Raw genomic sequence first — 17,204 nt, forward strand, 5'->3', positions numbered from 1 at the left:
GGGCTTTGCCCGCGCGGCCTTAATCGTCAAAGCGCTTGGTGATGCTCCCGTAGGCGTCGATGCGGCGGTCGCGCAGAAACGGCCAGCCCCGGCGCACGTCCTCCAGGCGGCAGGGGTCCACCTGGGCCAGCAGGATGGTCTCCTCGTCCGTGGGGGCCTGGGCCACCAGGTCGCCCATGGGCCCGGCCACGAAGCTGGTGCCCCAGAATTCTATGCCCGCGCCCGCCGCGTTGTGGCTGTCGGCCAGGGGCCGCTCCAGGCCGATGCGGTTGGCCGCGGCGATGTAGCAGCCGTTGGCCACGGCGTGGCCGCGCTGCACCAGTTGCCAGGCCCCGCGCTGCTCGTCGCCCAGCAGGTCCTTCTCCTGCGGGTGCCAGCCTATGGCCGTGGGGTAGAAGATGACCTCCGCTCCTTTGAGCGCCGTGAGCCGCGCGGCCTCCGGGTACCACTGGTCCCAGCACACGCACACGCCGATGCGCCCCACGTGGGTGTCCACAGCCAAAAAGCCCAGGTCGCCGGGGGTGAAGTAGAACTTCTCGTAGAAGGCCGGGTCGTCGGGGATGTGCATCTTGCGGTAGGTGCCGAGGATGCCGCCCTCGCGCCCCAGCACCACGGCGGTGTTGTGGTACAGCCCCGGCGCGCGCTTCTCGAACAGCGAGACCACGATGGCCGTGCCGGTCTTTTGGGCCAGCTTGGCGAAGGCCGCGGTGGTCGGGCCGGGGATAGGCTCGGCCAGGTCGAAGAGCCGGGCGTCCTCCTGCTGGCAGAAGTACGGGCCGAGGAAGAGCTCCTGCAGGCAGATGACGTCCGCCCCGAGGGAGGCGGCGCGCTCGGCCAAATCCAGGTGCGCGGCCATGTTTTCCTCCGCGCTTTCGCGGCAGCCGGTTTGGACCAGGGCGATAGTGTACGGATTTCGGCTCATGCTGCCCCTTTGCGGTTGGGCTTTTGAGGATAAAAAAACGCCGGGGAGGGTTTGAGCGCCCTGCCCCGGCGCATGCCGTCAGCGGATGATGTGCCGTTCTACTTCGGATCCAGGGCGTCGATGACCTTGACCCCGAATTCCTTGACCGAGTCTGGCGGTTTGAAGAACACGGCCATGAAGGGCGTGTCCATGCCGGTCTTGAGGAAGGTGTTGCTGGTGAGGATGCCGACCTCGGAGCCGAGGCTGGCGTTGATCTCCTCCTCGCTCTGCACCTGGAGCTGGAACTGGGAGAGGGTGTTGCCGCACAGAAGCTGCTTGGACACCAGCACGTGGCCCTTTTCGTCAAAGAGCGAAATCTCGACCTTGATGCGCTCCTTGGGCGTGGCGAAGTTGTTCACCGCCTTGCCCTCGACCACGAAGATGTTCCCGGCCTTTTCATTGGGGATGTAGTACTGGCGGACATTGCGCAGGGCGATGTCCTTGACCTTGTCGGCGCTCTCCGCCGTGTCCTTCTTGCCCGACATGGAGCTTAAGAAGGGAATGTTCATCTTGGTCCAGGGCTTGAAGATGAACAGGCCCGCCCCTGCCAGGGCCAGCACGGCGATGACCGCGCCCAGGATGATCCATTTCTTCTTGCCGCTCTTGGCCGCGGGCTTGGGCGCGTCGAGGGATGTCCCGCCGCCCAGGGAGTTCAGGAAATCGTCTTCGCCGGACTTTGCGGGCTTGGCGGTTTCGGCGTCCAGGGAGGAGCTGAAGGCGCCGCCGTCGTCGTCGAAATGGCCGGGCGCTGCGGGCGCGGCGGGTTCGTCGTCGTCAAAGGGGCTCTTGGCCGCGGGCTTGCCGCCGGGAATGTCGTCGTCGTCGGCCGGGCCGGCGGCGGGCTCGTCGTCGTCCCAGGGCATCTTCTTGGACGCGGCTTCGGGCGCACCGGGAACGGCGGCGGGTTCGTCGTCGTCCCAGGGCATCTTCTTGGGAGCGGCCTCGGGTGCGGGGGCCGACGGGGCGGCCGGCTTGGGCGCGGGCTCGGAGGCGGTCAGGTCGGCCAGCTCCTTGTCGAAGTCCTTGCCCGGAGGCATGACGTTGAACACATGTTTACACCGCGCGCAGCGCACCTTGGAGCCGGTGGGCGCGATCTTTTCTTCAGGCAGATTGTACTTGCTCTGGCACTCTGGGCAGGCGACGATCATGGCTTTTCTCTTGCGTAGGCGTCCCTATTCGGGGACGAGTTCGTAAACGGCGTCAAGTTCGCGATACTTTTCCGCGTAATCCATGCCGTATCCCACAATGAAACCCTTTTGAATGGGGAATCCGGCAAAGTCAACCGTGAGGGAGACTTCACGGCGTTCGTGCTTGTCGATGACGGCGCAGACGCGGATGCTTTCGGCCCCGCGCTTTTCCAGCACTTCGAGCAAAAACTCCACGGAGTGTCCGGTGTCGACGATGTCCTCCACCAGGAGCACATGCTTGCCGGAAACGTCCACCTCCATGTCCTTGCTGAAGATGGTCTGGCGGCCGCGGCTGGTGCCGTTGCCGTAGCTGGCCATGCGCACGAAGTCCAGTTCGAGCGCGTCGTTCTTGATGTGCCGGACCAGGTCGGCGAAGAACACGAACCCGCCCTTGAGCACGCACACGGCCACAAGGGGCTTGCCCTGGTAGCATTTGGTGATCTCCGCGCCAAGCTCGGCCACGCGCTTGTGCAGCGTCTCGGAGTCGATGACGGTCTTCAGGATATCGGCCATTTCTTTTCCTCAAAGCTCCATATGCAGGGCTATTTCGTCGCAGTCGGGGAAGCGCGGGCAGTTGAGGCAGTCGCTCCACACCTTTTGCGGCAGGCTGTCTTTGGAACATTCCGTGAAGCCCATGTGCCGGAAGAAGTCCGGCGTGTTGGTCAGGGCGAACACGCGGTAAATGCCCAGGGTCACGGAATCGGAGAGGCAGGCCTCCACGAGCCTGCGGCCCAGGCCCAGACCCCGCGCCGAGCTGGCCACCACCAGGGAGCGCACCTCGGCGAGGTTCTCCCAGCAGATGGCCAGGGCGCAGCAGCCCAGAATCGTCTCGTCGTCCTTCTCGTCCACAATGACGAAGAAGTCGCGCAGGTGGCTGTAAAGCTGGTTGTAAGAGCGCGGCAGCACCAGCCCGTCGTCGGCGCTGGTGTTCATGATGAGCCGGTGCACGCCCTTCACGTCGGTGATGCGCGCCTTGCGCAGCTGCATGGCCACGGCTAGCTCTTCACCAGCTGGCTGATGACCGTGTCCAGCATGTCGAAGGGGTACACGCCCGAGCTGTTGAAGGCCACCTGGCCCTCCTTGTCCAAAATATACAGGGCGGGAATGCTCTTGACGCCGAACTCCGAGCCGACGTCGGCTTTGGAGAGGTACACGTCGAGGGTGGTGGGGCGGCCCTTCAGAAAGGTGCCCATGGCCTCGGGCGTGTCGTCCACGCTGATGGCCATGATGTCCAGCTTGTCGGCCTTGTACTTGGCGCGCAACTGCTCCAGCACGGGCAGCTCGGTCTTGCAGGCCGGGCACCAGGTGGCCCAGAACATGACGAAGGTCACCTTGCCCTTGTTGGCGGCAAAGTGTTTTTCCACGGCGCCCATGTCCAGGGTCTCCAGCTTGGCGGGCGCCCCGCCCGCGGGCTGCGAACCGCCGGAACAGGCGGACAAAAAGCCGAGGCAGAGCGCAAGGCCCAGGGCCGGCAGCAATTTCAGCGCGTGCTTCATCAATATCTCTCCTCAAAAGCGGCGCGGAGGGGATGCGTCTCCTGCCGCCTGCGGGCGGTGTAGCAGAAACCGGACCGGGACGCAAAGGTCGCGGCGGCTCCCGCTCCCCGCGCGCCAAACCGGGGTCGCGGGGCTAATGCGCCGCAACGCGCCCGGACAGCTCGCCCGCCAGCTTCACGGCGGCCACGGCGTCGCGGGAGAAGCCGTCCGCGCCGATGGACTGGGCAAAGGCCTCGGTGACCACGGCCCCGCCGATCATCACCTTGATGCCGAGCCCGCGCTCCCGCACCAGACGCACCGTGTCCTCCATGCGCACCATGGTGGTGGTCATGAGGGCCGAGAGCCCGATGACCTTTGCGCCCACGCGCACGGCCTCGTCCACGATCTTCGCGGCGGGCACGTCCTTGCCCAGGTCGAAGACCTCGAAGCCGTGATTCTTGAGCATCAGGCAGACGATGTTCTTGCCGATGTCGTGGATGTCGCCCTCCACCGTGGCCATGACGATGGGCGTCTTCTTCTCCGCCCGGCCGCTGGCCAGAAGCAGGGGCTCCAGCCGGCCGAACCCGGCCTGCATGGCCTCGGCGCTGCGCAGCAGCTGGGGCAAGAAGTATTCCTTGCGCTCGTACTTGTTGCCCACCTCAAGAATGGCCGGAATGAGCTCCCCGTCCACCAGGGCGAAGGGATCGGCCCCGCCTTCCAGGGCGGTTTCGATCATGGCCAGCAGGCCAGCCTTGTCGCCCAGAATCACGGCCTCGCCCGGAGTGGCGGCCTTGCCTCCGCCGGGCGCGCCGCCCGCGGCTGCGGCTTGGCCGCCGCCCACGCCCGGAGTCCAGTTGGCGTAGGAGCCGATGTAGCGCCCGGCGTTGGCGTCCCGCGCGAGCAGCACCTCGGCCGAGGCCGCGGCCTCGCGCAGGCGGGTGCTGGCCGGGTTGGCGATGCACGAGGAAAGCCCGGCGCCCATGCTGAGCGCCAGAAAGGTGGAGTTCAAAAGCTCGCGCGCGGGCAGCCCGAAGGAGACATTGGACAGGCCCATGGTGGTGGGCAGGCCCAGCACGTCGCGGCAGTAGCGCACGGTGTCCAGGCAGTGGCGCGCGGCCTCGGGCTTGCTCGAAACCGTGAGCACGAGGGCGTCGACCATGATGAGCCGGCGCGCAATGCCCAGGTCGTCGGCCTGCTTGAGCAGCCGCTCGATGACCGCGATGCGCTCCGCCGCCGTGTAGGGCAGCTTGCGGCCCTCAAGGGGCAAAAGGATGAACGGCGCGCCGAACTTCTTGCACAGGGGGCCAAGCTGCTCCATGCGGCCCGGCTCGCCGCTGATGGAATTGACCAGCGGCGACCCCGGTTGGGTCCACAGAGCGTTCTCCATGGCGGCGATGTCCGAGGTGTCGAGGGAGAGCGGCAGCTCGAAGCGGCCGGCCAGGGCCTGGGCCAGGGAGGGCAGCACCAGCTTCTCGTCCACCATGGGCGCGCCCACGTTGACGTCCAGAATGGCCGCGCCCTGGGCGATCTGCTCCGTGGCCAGGCGCAGGGCCTCCTGGTGGCCGTTCTGCGCCAGCTCCTCGGCCAGCACCTTCTTGCCCGTGGGGTTGATGCGCTCGCCGATGATCTGCAGCGGGTTCTCCCAGCCGAAGGCCACCGAGGCCGAGCGGCAGGTGAGCACCAGGGGCGAGGCGTCGGGCGGGGTGGGCTTGGCGTAGGGCATGTCGCCCACGGCGGCGCGCAGGGCGGTTATGTGCGCGGGCGTGGTGCCGCAGCAGCCGCCCAGCAGCTTGGCGCCCATTTCGGCGAACACGCGGCACTGGCGGGCAAAGTCGTCCGGCCCGAGGCGGAACACGGTGCGGCCCTCCTCGTCCAGCACGGGCAGCCCGGCGTTGGGCTGCACCAAAAGCGGCGTGGAGAGCCGGGGCAGCATGGCCCGCACGATGTCGACGATCTGCTCCGGCCCGGCGGAGCAGTTGGTGCCGATGAGATCGACGCCCAGGTTCTGCATGGTGTCTATGAAGGTGAGCGGCGGCGTGCCGGTGAGCGACTGCGCGCCCTCGAAGGTCATGGACACGGACACGGGCAGGTCGCACACCTCGCGCGCGGCCATGACCGCGGCCTTCACCTCGGCCAGGTCGAACTGGGTCTCGATCTGGATGAGGTCGGCGCCGCCCTCCACCAGGCCCTCGATCTGCTCCTTGAAGGCGGCCACCATGTCGCGGAAGCCCACGTCGCCCAGGGGCGCGATGAAATGCCCGGTGGGGCCCACGCTGCCGGCCACAAAGGCCCGGCCGTCCACGGCCTGCTTGGCCGTTCTGGCCAGATGCCGGTTCAGGGCGCGCACGTCCTGGCCCATGTCGAGCTTGAAGCGCGTGCCGCCGAAGGTGTTGGTGGTGATGACCTCGGCCCCGGCTGCGACGTATTCCGCGTGGATGGCGGCCACGGGCTCGGGATTTTTGAGGCCGTAGACCTCCGGCGAGACGCCGGGAGGCAGCCCGCGCGACTGCAAGAGCGCGCCGAAGCCGCCGTCGAAAAAGTGGATGCGGCCGTCGGTGAGAAGCGAGCGAAAGTCGGACATGGGATATCTCCGTCAGCGGTGGGGCCTGGCGGTCCGCGGGCAGGCCAGCGAGAGGCCGTCCAGGGAGGCGGGGGCGGGCGCGGAGCCCAAGCCGGGCCGGGAATCCGGGTGTACTGAAAAACGTTGAAAAGGACAAACAAAAACTATACGCTCCCGATTTGCGCAACCCACGACCCGGAACCGGGGGCCCCTTGCCCTGCCGGGCCGAACCGCCAGGTCGGCCAGATTCGGAATGAAATCGGAAAAGAACAACGATCTCCCGGTAGAGAGCAAGCCCGCTGCGCCCCCGGCTGTGGCGGGGAAAAAGCCCTTTCTCCCCGCGCCCGTGCCCCGCAGGCGCGGCGAAGCCTCTACGCGCGACTCCCTGCACCACTATCTGCGTGAGATTGCACGCTTTCCACTCCTCGCGCCCGAGGAGGAGTTTGAACTTGCCCAGCGCGTGCGCGACGGCGGCGACCAGGAGGCGGCCTTCCGCCTCGTTTCCTCGCACCTGCGCCTGGTGGTCAAAATCGCCATGGATTTCCAGCGCCGCTGGATGCAGAACGTGCAGGACCTCATCCAGGAGGGCAACGTCGGCCTGATGAAGGCCGTGCGCAAGTTCGACCCGGACAAGGGCATCAAGTTCAGCTACTACGCCGCGTTCTGGATCAAGGCCTACATCCTCAAGTTCATCATGGACAACTGGCGCATGGTCAAGATAGGCACCACGCAGACCCAGCGCAAGCTGTTCTATAATTTGAACAAAGAACGCCAGCGTCTGTCGAACATGGGCTTTGACCCCACCACCAGCGCCCTTTCCGAGAGCCTGAACGTCTCCGAGGCCGAGATCGAGCAGATGGACCAGCGCCTTTCGCGCCAGGACATGAGCCTCGACATCAGCATCGGCGAAGACTCCGAGAATACGCGGCTCGACTTCTTGCCGGCCCTTGGCCCCGGCATCGAGGAGATCCTGAGCTCGAACCAGATTTCCGGCCTGTTGCTCGACAACCTCAAGGTCATCGTGCCCACCCTCTCGGACAAGGAGCAGGCCATTTTGAACGAGCGCCTGCTCTCCGACAGCCCGGTGACCCTGCGCGAGATCGGCGACCGCTTCGGCGTCACGCGTGAGCGCGTGCGCCAGATCGAGGCCCGGCTTCTGGAGAAGCTCAAAGAGCACCTTTCCGCCACGGTGAAGGATTTTTCGCCCGACTGGATTGAGGGCAACGACTAGGACGGGGGATGGCATGGACCCGCGCATCATCGACCTGAAGCGCCGCGCCAGGGAACTGGCCGCGGGACGACCGCAAAGCGCCTTCGCGCTTGATTGCGCGGAAGAGCTCGGCCACGCGTCGACCTTGTTTTTCGAGCATCCGCTGATGCAGCGCCTGCAGGGCGACGCCCTGGGCTTTTTGAACGAGCCCTGCGGCCTTGGCGTGGAGCACGGCAAGCGCGTGGCCATAGACGCCGCCGCCCTGGTGCTGGCCGAGCCCACCGGCCTTGATCCGGAGGCGCGCCGCCGGCTGGCCCTGCTGGCCGAAATGGCCGGCCTGCTGCACGACTGCATGCGCTTTGAGGACAACCACGCGGAAAAAGGCGCCGACCTCTGCATGCGGGTGCTGCGCAGCTACCACCTGGACCCGGAGGAGATCGTCTGGATCGCCCAGGCCGTGGCCCTGCACGAAACCGCCCTGCCCCTGGTGATGAACGGGCCGGAAACGGCGCGCCTGCTGGCCGGGGTGCTGCACGACGCGGACTGCTTCCGCTTCGGGCCGGACATCTTCGCCGCCACGGTGTGGGAATTGTGCGACTGCGACGAATGGACCTTCGAGGACATCGCCCGCGCCTTCCCGGAAGGGCCCAAGCGCGCCGCCACCCTGAAAAAGAGCTTCCGCACCGAGCAGGGCCGCCGCTACGGCCCCGCGCTCATCGACGAGGGATTGTCCCTGGCCCAGGAATACACGCGGCTTTTCGAGCAGGAGCTCGCCCAAGCCGCCACGTCCAACACATGAGGACCTCCATGCCCCTCCACATTTCCTTTGGCCGCCGCCTGCGCGTCCCTGCCCTGGCCCTGGCTCTTGCGTGCTGCGCGGCCTGCGCGCCCCTGCAAAGCGCTCCGCAGCAGCCCCGCCCCATCAGCGCCGAATCCGGGGTCACCTTCGACTATCTGGAGTATCAGGCCCTGCTGCAGCAAATGGCGCGCACGGCGTCGGTGGCGCGCATGTCGCCGGAGGCCTTTGCCCGCACCCTGGAGTACCAGCGGCTCGCGGCCGAGGCGCTGGACCGCGTCATCGCCAAGCAGAGCGCGCCCTCGCTCTACATGGACAAGGCCTTTCTCTACTGGAACCCGGAACAGGCGGGCGAGGCGCGGGCCATTTTGGCCCAGGGGCTGGCCCAGTACCCGGACGATTACAACCTGAACGCCTCCCTCGCCAACGCCTATCTTTTGGAGAACAACCTCCCCGAGGCGGCCAAGATCCTCGTCGCCTACCTCGCCAAGCAGGAGAACACCGCCCTGCGCGAGCGCCTGGGCCAGATCTACGTGGACACGGACCAGCCCGAAAAGGCCCTGGAGACCCTGCGCCGCATTCCCGCCAAGGACCGCTCGCCCGAGGCCCGGTTCCAGATGGCCCGCGCCGAGGCGCGCCTGAACCACCGCACCGTGGCCATCAAGGCCCTGCAGCAGCTGGTGAAGGAAAACCCGGACTACCTCGAGGCCTGGGTCGAGCTGGCCTTTCAGCAAGAAATGAACAAGGACTACGCCGCGGCCGTGTCCACCTACATGCAGATTTTGGAGCTGGGCCAAAGCAGCGAGGACATCCGCCAGCGCATCGAAAACGGCGGCGGCGAGGGCCGCGAGGACATCCGCCTGCGCGTGGTGGGCCTGTACCTCAAGCTGAACAATCCGGACAAGGCGCTGGACACGGCCCTGGCCAGCTCCGGCAGCAAGCCCTTCATCCTGGCCGCCTCGCTCCTGTTCCTGAACGAGAACTACTCCGCCCAGGCGAGCACCCTGCTCGACGTGCTGGCCACCCAGCCCCCGGTGCCGGGCGAATACTTCTTCTACAAGGCCGTCATCGCCCAGGACGGCGAGAACAATCCGCAGAAGGCGCTGCAGTTCCTCGACCTGGTGCCGGAGAGCGACCCGCACTACAGCCAGGCCCTGCAGTTCCGCATCCAGCTTCTGTACACCCTGGGCCGCGAGCACGAAGCCGTGGAGCTGATGAACCAGGGCAAGAAGCTCTTCCCCGGGCAGTCGCGCTTTCCGCTGCTCGAGGCCGGGTACCTCATTGAGAAGAAGCGCCTGGACGAGGCCAAGAGCGTGCTCGAAACAGCCCTCAAGGACCGCCCCGACGACGAGGACCTTTTGTACCAGTACGGCGCCCTGGTGGACCGCGCCGGCGACCGCAAGGCCGCCGTGGCCCTCATGAAGCGCATTGTGGCCAAAAACCCGGACCACGCCGACGCCCTCAACTACATCGGCTACTCCATGGTCGAGGAAGGCCGCGACATGGAGCGCGCCCTCACGCTCATCAAAAAGGCCGACAAGCTGAAGCCCGAGAACGGCTACATCGTCGATTCCCTGGCCTGGGCGTACTTCCGCCTGGGCAAGACGGAAGAGGCCTGGAAGCAGATCCAGCGGGCCGTGGCCCTGTCCAAGGACGACCCCACCATGTGGGAGCACTACGGCGACATCGCCAAGCAGCTGGGCCGCGCGGACAAGGCCAAGAAGGCCTATCAGAACGCGCTCAAGTACAAGCACGACGAACCGGAACGCATCAAGAAGAAGCTTGGAAGCAAATGAACCGCACCCTGTTCCAGCTGCGCCGGGGGCTTGGCCTTGCGGCGCTGTTGATTCTGACCGCCTGCGCGCCCAGGCTCGACATTCCGCGCTATGACCTCCCCCGCGAGGACATGGAGGCCTTCCGCGCCCGCTTTGTGACGCCGGAGCCCGAGGGCCACGGCCTGGCCGTGCGCGCCAGCCTGCTCTATTCCACGCCCTCGCGCTCCAACCGCACCGACGTGCAGCTCTTTGGCGAATACGCCCGGCCCCTGCGCCTGGACGTGCGCGCGGGCCTGGGCACCATGCTGGCCCTGATGCGCGAGGACAACGCCGGACTGCTGGCCTATTACCCCGACAAATCGCGGGCCTACGCCCACAGCGACCCGGTCATCGGGGCGCAGCTTTTGGGCCTGCCCTTTCCCTTCGCCCTGCGCGACCTGGCCCTGGTGCTCTCCGGGCACTTCGGCACGCTGATTCCCGATACGCCGGACAACATCCGCGCCATTCCCGGCGGCGGCTTCGCCTTCACCTACAAGCAGGGCCCGGTGCGCCTGCTGGTGCTCGACCAGTACGGAAGGCCGGAGCGCATGGAGGGCCTGCTCTCCCAGCACTTCCGCGCCCAGGTGGAGCGCGACGGCCAGCCCGTTTCCGGCCCGCGCGAGTGGAGCATCACGTTCTCCGGCTACCCGGAGGAGGACGGCGACCCCATCGGTCCGGCCAAGACCCTGACCCTGACCCTGCCCAAGGGCGACAGCGCCGTGTTCCGCGTGCGCTCTTTGCAGCCCCGGCAGGAGCCCTGGCAGACCAAGTCCCTGGCCCTTGTGCTGCCCGCGGGCGCAAGCTTCATGTCTTTGGAGCAGAAGGCCGCCCCCGCCGCGGCCGTTGATGTCATCACCGGCGGAGGAAACAATGACGAGCGCGAGAACGACAATGGAAAACCCGGCCCCCGCTCCTGACGCGGCCCCGAAGCCGGGCTTTTTCGGCACCTTCGCCCTGGGCCTCAAGGTCTGGGCGCGTGAGATGAGCCGGCTGCTTTCGCGCCAGGCCAAGCTGCACGAGGTGCGCCAGCTGGAAACCCGCCTGCGCGAGGAAACCGCCCTGCTGGCCCGGCTGGAATCCGCGCCCGGCCCGGAGCGCGACCTGTGCCTGCGGCAGATCGAGATGCTGAAGTTTGAGATCGCTCGGCTCCGGCGCGAGCAAGCGGCCAATGAACCCCGGCCCGCGGGCCGGCGCTGAGGAGGAGGTCATCCCCATGCCCAGAACCATACTCATCGCTTCCGACCACGGCGGGTTCGCCCTCAAGGGCGCCCTTGTCCAGGCCCTGCGCGCGGCCGATTGCCAGATCGAAGACCTTGGACCGGACTGCACCGGCAGCTGCGACTACCCCGTGTTCGCGGGCAAGCTATGCCAGCGCCTTTTGGACGCGGGCGAGGACGGCCAGAACGGCCAGATCCTGGGCATCCTGGTCTGCGGCACCGGCCTGGGCATGAGCATGGCCGCCAACCGCTACGCGGGCATCCGCGCGGCCATGTGCACCTGCGAGTTCATGGCCCGCATGGCGCGCGCCCACAACAACGCCAACGTGCTCTGCCTGGGCGAGCGGGTCATCGGCCAGGGCCTCGCCCAAGACATCGCCCGCACCTTTTTGGCCACGCATTTCGAAGGCGGCCGCCACCTGCGCCGCATCAGCCAGTTCGACCCCGCAACTTCCGCCAAACCCTGACGGACACGTCCGTCCAACCATACGTAAGGACCGAGACACATGGCACAAAGCATCGCCCCCGACCAGCTTGTGGTGAACACCCTGCGCGGCATCATCATGGACGCCTCGCGCGCGGCCAACTCCGGCCATCCCGGCGGAGCCATGAGCTCCGCGGACTTCGCCAGCGTCCTGTACTCCGAGTTTCTGAACTTCGATCCCGACCGGGCCACCTGGTTCAACCGCGACCGCTTCGTGCTCTCCGCCGGGCATGAGTCGGCCCTGTTGTACGGCCTGCTGCACCTGGCGGGCTTCATCGACGCCGACGACCTGGCGGGCTTCCGTCAGTTGGGCAGCCGCACCCCGGGCCACCCGGAGCACGACGTGACCCCGGGCGTGGAGGCCACCACCGGCCCCCTGGGCCAGGGCTTCGCCATGGCCGTGGGCATGGCCGTGGCCGAGAGCTTTCTGCGCGCCAAGCTGGGCAAGAACGTGGTGGACCACAACACCTACGTGCTGGCGAGCGACGGCGACATGCAGGAGCCCGTGGTCATGGGCGCGGCCAGCCTGGCCGGGCTGTGGGGCCTGGGCAAGCTCACCGCCTACTACGACTCCAACAAGGTGCAGCTGGCCGGCCCCGTGTCCCGCGTGGACAAGGCCGACTACGCCAAGATCTTCGCCGCCATGGGCTGGCACGTGCAGCAGGTCGACGGCCACGACCGCGACCAGATCCGCGCGGCCATAAAGAAGGCCCAGGCCCAGAAGAAAAAGCCCAGCCTCATCATCGGCCACACGGTGATGGCCAAGGGCGCGGCCACGCGCGAGGGCGACTTCGGCACCCACGGCGAGCCCCTGCCCGCCGAGGAGATCGCCGCCACCAAGACCGGCATGTGCCTGAACCAGAGCGCCTGCTTCGAGGTGCCCGCCGCGGCCAAGGCCCATTTCCAGGCCCGTTTCCCCGAACTCAAGAAGCGCTCCAAAGCCTGGCAGGAGGCCCTGGGCCGCAAGCTCAAAAAGGCCGACGCCGAGTTTTTGGCGTTCTGGAAGGCCATGAACACCGGCCGCGCCGAACTCGTGCTGCCCATGCCCGAATTCGAGCCCGGCAAGAAGATCGCCACCCGGCAGGCCTGGGGCGCGTGCCTGAACGTGCTGAAAGACGCCCTGCCCACCCTCATGGGCGGCAGCGCGGACCTCGATCCCTCGAACCAGACCGCCAAGTTCCGCGACGCCGTGGGCATCTACGGCCTGGACAATCCCACCGGCCGCAACATGTCCTTCGGCGTGCGCGAGTTCCCCATGGCCGCCATTTTGAACGGCATGGCCCTGCACGGCGGCGTCATTCCCTTCGGCGCCACGTTCCTCACCTTCTCTGACTACTGCCGCAACGCCATCCGCATGTCGGCCCTGCAGAAGCTGCCCGTGCTGTACGTGTTCACCCACGACTCGTTCCACGTGGGCGAAGACGGCCCCACGCACCAGCCCATAGAGCATGTGGCCAGCCTGCGGCTCATCCCCGACCTGCTGGACCTGCGCCCGGCCGACGCCACGGAAACGGCCCTGTGCCTGGAAATGGCCCTGCGCCAGAACCACATGCCATCCTGCCTCTTCCTCACCCGCCAGGGCCTGCCCGTGCTCGACCCCAAGGAGTACCCGGCCGTGGCCGAGGGCGTCAAAAAGGGCGGCTATGTGCTGAAGGACTGCACAGGCACCCCTGAGCTCATCCTCATGGCCTCCGGGTCCGAGGTCTCCCTGGCCCTTGAGGCCGCGGCCCTGCTCCAGGCGGAAGCGCCCAGCCGCAAGATCCGCATCGTGAGCATGCCCTCCGTGGCCCTGTTCGAGGCGCAGAAGCCGGAGTACAAGGAGTCCGTGCTGCCCTTGGCCGTGCGCAAGCGTGTGGCCATCGAGGCCGGCCGCCCCGAGGGCTGGTACCGCTATGTCGGCCTGGACGGCCTGGCCATCGGCCTGGACCACTTCGGCGAGAGCGCCCCGGCCGGGAAGCTGGCCGAGAAGTACGGTTTCACCGCGCCCACCGTGGCGCGCAAGGTCCGCGAGCGCTACTTCGGGTAAGGCCCGGCGCCGCCAAAGTCCGCGCACAACGCCCCCGGCGGAACAGCCGCCGGGGGCGAAACCCCCAAGGAGGCATCCCCATGGCGACTGCGAAGAAGACCACGGCGGCCAAGGCCACGGCGAAAAAGGCTCCGGCGAAGAAAGCCCCGGCCAAGAGCGCCGCGAAGAAAATCCTGTTCCTGGTGGGCGACTACGTTGAGGACTACGAGGTCATGGTGCCCTTCCAGGCCCTGCTCATGCTGGGCTATCAGGTCGAGGCCGCGTGCCCGGACAAAAAGGCCGGCGACGTGGTGCGCACGGCCATCCACGACTTCGAGGGCGACCAGACCTACAGCGAAAAGCGCGGGCACAACTTCAGCCTGAACAAAGATTTCGACAAGGTGGACACCAAGGACTACGTGGGCCTGGTCATTCCCGGCGGCCGCGCGCCGGAGTACATCCGCCTGAACAAGCGCGTCATCCAGATCGTGCAGGAATTCGACAAGGCGAAAAAGCCCATCGCGGCCATCTGCCACGGTCCGCTGGTCCTGGTCACCGCGGGCGTGCTCAAGGGCCGCACGGCCTCGGCCTACCCGGCCTGCGGGCCGGACGTGGTCTGCGCGGGCGGCAAGTACGCGCAGATTCCCATCGACAAGGCCGTGGTGGACGGCAATCTCGTCACCGCGCCGGCCTGGCCCGCCCACCCGGACTGGATCGCCAAGTTTGCGGCCGTGCTGGGCGCCAAGATCAGCATTTAAAAAAACGCAAGCCCCGGGGCGGTCCGCAAGACCGCCCTTTTTTTTGTGAATCTCTTGTTTTTTCCGATTGATGTTGCGGAACCGTCACCATGGGACTCTTGCGGACATGCCGCGTGCTCTGTTAGCATCCGCCCACAAGAAATTCGACGAACCAGGCACGCCCCATTGCGGCGTGCTGTAAGGAGAGCAGGCATGGAAGCTCCACAAAGGAATTTGGCCCTGGACCTGGTGCGCGTCACCGAGGCGGCGGCGCTGGCCAGCGCGCGCTGGCTGGGCAAAGGCGACAAGAACGCCGGCGACGGCGCGGCCGTCGAGGCCATGCGCCTCAGCTTCAACTCCCTGGCCATCAGCGGCACGGTCATCATCGGCGAGGGCGAAAAAGACAACGCCCCCATGCTGCACAACGGCGAGAAAGTCGGCGGCGGCGGTCCCCTCGCGGTCGACGTGGCCGTGGACCCGGTCGAAGGCACCAGCCTTTTGGCCTATGGCCGCCCCAACGCAATTTCCGTCGTCGGCGTGGCTCCGGCCGGCGCCATGTACGACCCGGGCCCGAGCTACTACATGCAGAAGCTCGTGGTGCCCTCCCAGGCCAAGAACGTGGTCGACATCGAGGCGCCCGTGCCCACGAACCTCAAGCGCATCGCCAAGGCCCTGGGCAAGGACGTGGACGACCTGGTGGTCTTCGTGCTCGACAAGCCGCGCCACAAGAAGCTCATCGCCGACATCCGCGAGGCCGGCGCGCGCATTCAGCTGCACACCGACGGCGACGTGGCCGGGGCGCTCATGGCCATCGACCCGCGCAACGAGGTGGACGTGATGATGGGCACCGGCGGCACGCCCGAGGGCGTTCTGGCCGCCTGCGCCATCCGCATCATGGGCGGAGAGATGTTCTGCAAGCTCGACCCGCAGAAGCAGGACGAGAAGAATCTGCTGGCCCAGGCCGGGGTCGACGTGCGCCGCGTGCTCACCGTGGGCGACCTGGTCAAGAGCGACGACGTGTTCTTCGCCGCCACGGGCATCTCCGGCGGCACCTTCCTGAAGGGCGTGCGCTACCTGGGCTACGGCGCGGAGACCAGCTCCCTGGTCATGCGCGGCAAGACCGGCACCATCCGCTACATCGAGGCCATCCACTCCTGGGACAGCCTCATGAAGTTCAGCGCCGTCAAGTACGATTAAAAACGGCAAAAGGCCGGGAGGGTTCGCCCCTTCCCGGCCTTTCGCCTTTCCGGCGGGCGCGCCCGCTACAAATCAGGATTTGTGAGCTTGGCGGCGATGATGGCCGCATCTTCGGGTCTGGCCTGTACTTCCAGGCTCTTGGACTCGCCATGGCAGGCGAAGCCCGTGCCGGTCATGTGCACATACCCGGCGGCAAGCACCTTGGTGTAGGGAATCTGCTCCCGCATCTCGCCGAAATCAATGCGCTTGGGAAAAATGATGGGCATTGGCGCGCCGGAAAAATCCTCAAACATGATGTACTTCATGACATCCTCCAGGGCAGTGGCCCGAGCCTCTTCTCCCTGTGTATCGCAGCCTGGGCGCAAGGGCAAGACGTCCAAGGCCCCCGGGCCGAAGGCCGAACCCGCCGCATGCGGCCAGGCAAAGGAACAGCGCTGATGGATCTGGCGAACACCGACTACCGCAAGATCGGCCTGTGGCAAACCGCCTTTCTGGGCGACGCGGTGCTCACCCTGCCCTTTATCCAGGTGCTCAAGGCGCGCCACCCCAAGGCCGAGATCCATCTTTTCGTGCGCGCCGGGCTGGAGGGCTTGTTCAGCGCCCAGCGCGAGCTGACCAGCGTGCGGCCCTTTGCCAAGCGCGGCGCGCAGAGTGGGCTCTTCGCCGCGCGGCACATGGGCAGGCAGCTGGCGCTGGAGGGCTTCGACCTCTGGATTTCGCCGCACACCAGCCTGCGCAGCGCATACATGGCCCGGTGCGTGGGCGCGCCCGTGCGCATCGGCTTCAATGCGCCCTGGTACAACTGGCTGGCCTACACGCATCTGGTGGACCGCCGCTTCGACGAGCTGGAAGAGGTCGAGCGCCTCTTCCAGTTGGGCGGGCCGCTGGGCATCTTTGCGGACAAGGCCCACCCGGCCCCGCTGCCGCGCCTGGACCTGCCGGCCGAGGCCAAGGACCGCGCGGAGCAGATCTTCTCCGGCCTGCCCGCAGGGCCGGTTCTCGGCATACACCCCGGCTCCACCTGGCCCACCAAGTGCTGGCCCAAGGAGCACTTCGCCGAGGTGGCGCGCCGCGCCCTGGCCGCCGGGGCCGTGGTGCTGCTCTTTGCCGGACCGGGCGAGGAAGCCCTGGCCGCGCATATCGCCCAAACCGCGCAAGACGCGCCGACCACACAGGCCGCCACGGGGCGTCTGGTGAATCTGGCGAACATGCTGACCATTCCTGCCCTGGCCGCCTGCCTGGGGCGGCTCGACGCCTGCCTGACCAACGACTCCGGCCCCATGCACCTGGCCTGGGCCCAGGGCGTGCCTCTGGCCGCCTGTTTCGGCCCCACGGTGCGGGGGCTGGGCTTCTTTCCGCGCGGGCCCAACTCCCGCGTGCTGGAAACGAACCTCGACTGCCGCCCCTGCGGCCTGCACGGGCACAAGGCCTGCCCGCTGGGCCACCACAACTGCATGAAGGACATCTCCCCGGACCGCGTGTGGGACGTGCTCAAGGGCATGCTCGGCGTCTAGGACCCGCTCCCCGCGTGCCCTGCGCCCACGCGAGACAGTCCCTGCGG

At 67.1% G+C, this 17,204-nt stretch carries 17 protein-coding genes; 10 read left to right on the forward strand and 7 right to left on the reverse strand.

What is annotated here, in order from left to right; genetic code table 11:
* Nucleotides 1–19: 19 nt before the first annotated feature.
* The 6 genes from ACYQ4W_RS11025 to ACYQ4W_RS11050 all read right to left on the reverse strand — a co-directional run bounded on the left by ACYQ4W_RS11025 (nucleotide 20) and on the right by ACYQ4W_RS11050 (nucleotide 6,204).
* Nucleotides 20–922, reverse strand: a complete 903-nt coding sequence (locus tag ACYQ4W_RS11025; RefSeq protein ID WP_459856420.1) for a carbon-nitrogen hydrolase — start codon at nucleotides 920–922, stop codon at nucleotides 20–22.
* A 98-nt stretch (nucleotides 923–1,020) separates the two neighbouring features.
* On the reverse strand, nucleotides 1,021–2,109 hold the full coding sequence (locus ACYQ4W_RS11030; protein ID WP_459856422.1) for a DUF3426 domain-containing protein: 1,089 nt from the start codon (nucleotides 2,107–2,109) through the stop codon (nucleotides 1,021–1,023).
* A 24-nt stretch (nucleotides 2,110–2,133) separates the two neighbouring features.
* Nucleotides 2,134–2,661 (reverse strand): hypoxanthine phosphoribosyltransferase, encoded by a 528-nt coding sequence (gene hpt / locus ACYQ4W_RS11035; protein WP_459856425.1) that lies wholly within the window; start codon nucleotides 2,659–2,661, stop codon nucleotides 2,134–2,136.
* A 9-nt stretch (nucleotides 2,662–2,670) separates the two neighbouring features.
* A complete protein-coding gene (locus tag ACYQ4W_RS11040; RefSeq protein WP_459858538.1) occupies nucleotides 2,671–3,135 on the reverse strand; it encodes an N-acetyltransferase in 465 nt (154 codons plus the stop codon).
* Nucleotides 3,136–3,143: 8 nt separating this feature from the next.
* On the reverse strand, nucleotides 3,144–3,644 hold the full coding sequence (locus tag ACYQ4W_RS11045; RefSeq protein ID WP_459856428.1) for a TlpA family protein disulfide reductase: 501 nt from the start codon (nucleotides 3,642–3,644) through the stop codon (nucleotides 3,144–3,146).
* Nucleotides 3,645–3,777: 133 nt separating this feature from the next.
* On the reverse strand, nucleotides 3,778–6,204 hold the full coding sequence (locus ACYQ4W_RS11050) for a homocysteine S-methyltransferase family protein (RefSeq protein ID WP_459856431.1): 2,427 nt from the start codon (nucleotides 6,202–6,204) through the stop codon (nucleotides 3,778–3,780).
* A 232-nt stretch (nucleotides 6,205–6,436) separates the two neighbouring features.
* Between ACYQ4W_RS11050 and ACYQ4W_RS11055 the strand changes: the two genes are divergently transcribed.
* The 9 genes from ACYQ4W_RS11055 to glpX all read left to right on the forward strand — a co-directional run bounded on the left by ACYQ4W_RS11055 (nucleotide 6,437) and on the right by glpX (nucleotide 15,643).
* A complete protein-coding gene (locus ACYQ4W_RS11055) occupies nucleotides 6,437–7,414 on the forward strand; it encodes a sigma-70 family RNA polymerase sigma factor (RefSeq protein WP_459856434.1) in 978 nt (325 codons plus the stop codon).
* 13 nt (nucleotides 7,415–7,427) lie between these two features.
* Nucleotides 7,428–8,192: an HD domain-containing protein gene (locus ACYQ4W_RS11060; protein WP_459856436.1), complete on the forward strand. Its 765-nt coding sequence runs from the start codon at nucleotides 7,428–7,430 to the stop codon at nucleotides 8,190–8,192.
* A gap of 8 nt (nucleotides 8,193–8,200) precedes the next feature.
* Nucleotides 8,201–9,985 carry a tetratricopeptide repeat protein gene (locus ACYQ4W_RS11065; RefSeq protein ID WP_459856438.1) on the forward strand — a complete coding sequence of 595 codons (1,785 nt, stop codon included), beginning with the start codon at nucleotides 8,201–8,203 and terminating at the stop codon, nucleotides 9,983–9,985.
* The gene (locus ACYQ4W_RS11070) at nucleotides 9,982–10,920 is read left to right on the forward strand and encodes a hypothetical protein (protein ID WP_459856441.1); all 939 of its coding nucleotides are present in this window, start codon (nucleotides 9,982–9,984) and stop codon (nucleotides 10,918–10,920) included. The genes ACYQ4W_RS11065 and ACYQ4W_RS11070 overlap by 4 nt, the downstream gene beginning before the upstream one ends.
* Nucleotides 10,895–11,200: a hypothetical protein gene (locus tag ACYQ4W_RS11075; protein WP_459856443.1), complete on the forward strand. Its 306-nt coding sequence runs from the start codon at nucleotides 10,895–10,897 to the stop codon at nucleotides 11,198–11,200. The genes ACYQ4W_RS11070 and ACYQ4W_RS11075 overlap by 26 nt, the downstream gene beginning before the upstream one ends.
* A gap of 16 nt (nucleotides 11,201–11,216) precedes the next feature.
* Nucleotides 11,217–11,687 (forward strand): ribose 5-phosphate isomerase B, encoded by a 471-nt coding sequence (gene rpiB, locus ACYQ4W_RS11080; protein WP_459856446.1) that lies wholly within the window; start codon nucleotides 11,217–11,219, stop codon nucleotides 11,685–11,687.
* Between the two features lie 39 nt (nucleotides 11,688–11,726).
* Nucleotides 11,727–13,730 carry a transketolase gene (gene tkt / locus ACYQ4W_RS11085; RefSeq protein WP_459856448.1) on the forward strand — a complete coding sequence of 668 codons (2,004 nt, stop codon included), beginning with the start codon at nucleotides 11,727–11,729 and terminating at the stop codon, nucleotides 13,728–13,730.
* Nucleotides 13,731–13,810: 80 nt separating this feature from the next.
* A complete protein-coding gene (locus ACYQ4W_RS11090) occupies nucleotides 13,811–14,467 on the forward strand; it encodes a DJ-1/PfpI family protein (RefSeq protein WP_459856451.1) in 657 nt (218 codons plus the stop codon).
* A 192-nt stretch (nucleotides 14,468–14,659) separates the two neighbouring features.
* Nucleotides 14,660–15,643, forward strand: coding sequence for a class II fructose-bisphosphatase (glpX, locus tag ACYQ4W_RS11095; RefSeq protein ID WP_459856453.1), 984 nt, complete (start codon nucleotides 14,660–14,662; stop codon nucleotides 15,641–15,643).
* 65 nt (nucleotides 15,644–15,708) lie between these two features.
* Here glpX and ACYQ4W_RS11100 read toward each other — a convergent pair whose 3' ends face one another.
* Nucleotides 15,709–15,948, reverse strand: a complete 240-nt coding sequence (locus ACYQ4W_RS11100) for a hypothetical protein (RefSeq protein WP_459856455.1) — start codon at nucleotides 15,946–15,948, stop codon at nucleotides 15,709–15,711.
* Nucleotides 15,949–16,080: 132 nt separating this feature from the next.
* Between ACYQ4W_RS11100 and ACYQ4W_RS11105 the strand changes: the two genes are divergently transcribed.
* A complete protein-coding gene (locus tag ACYQ4W_RS11105) occupies nucleotides 16,081–17,157 on the forward strand; it encodes a glycosyltransferase family 9 protein (RefSeq protein WP_459856458.1) in 1,077 nt (358 codons plus the stop codon).
* The last annotated feature ends 47 nt before the right edge of the window (nucleotides 17,158–17,204 follow it).

Source organism: Humidesulfovibrio idahonensis (assembly GCF_054657715.1).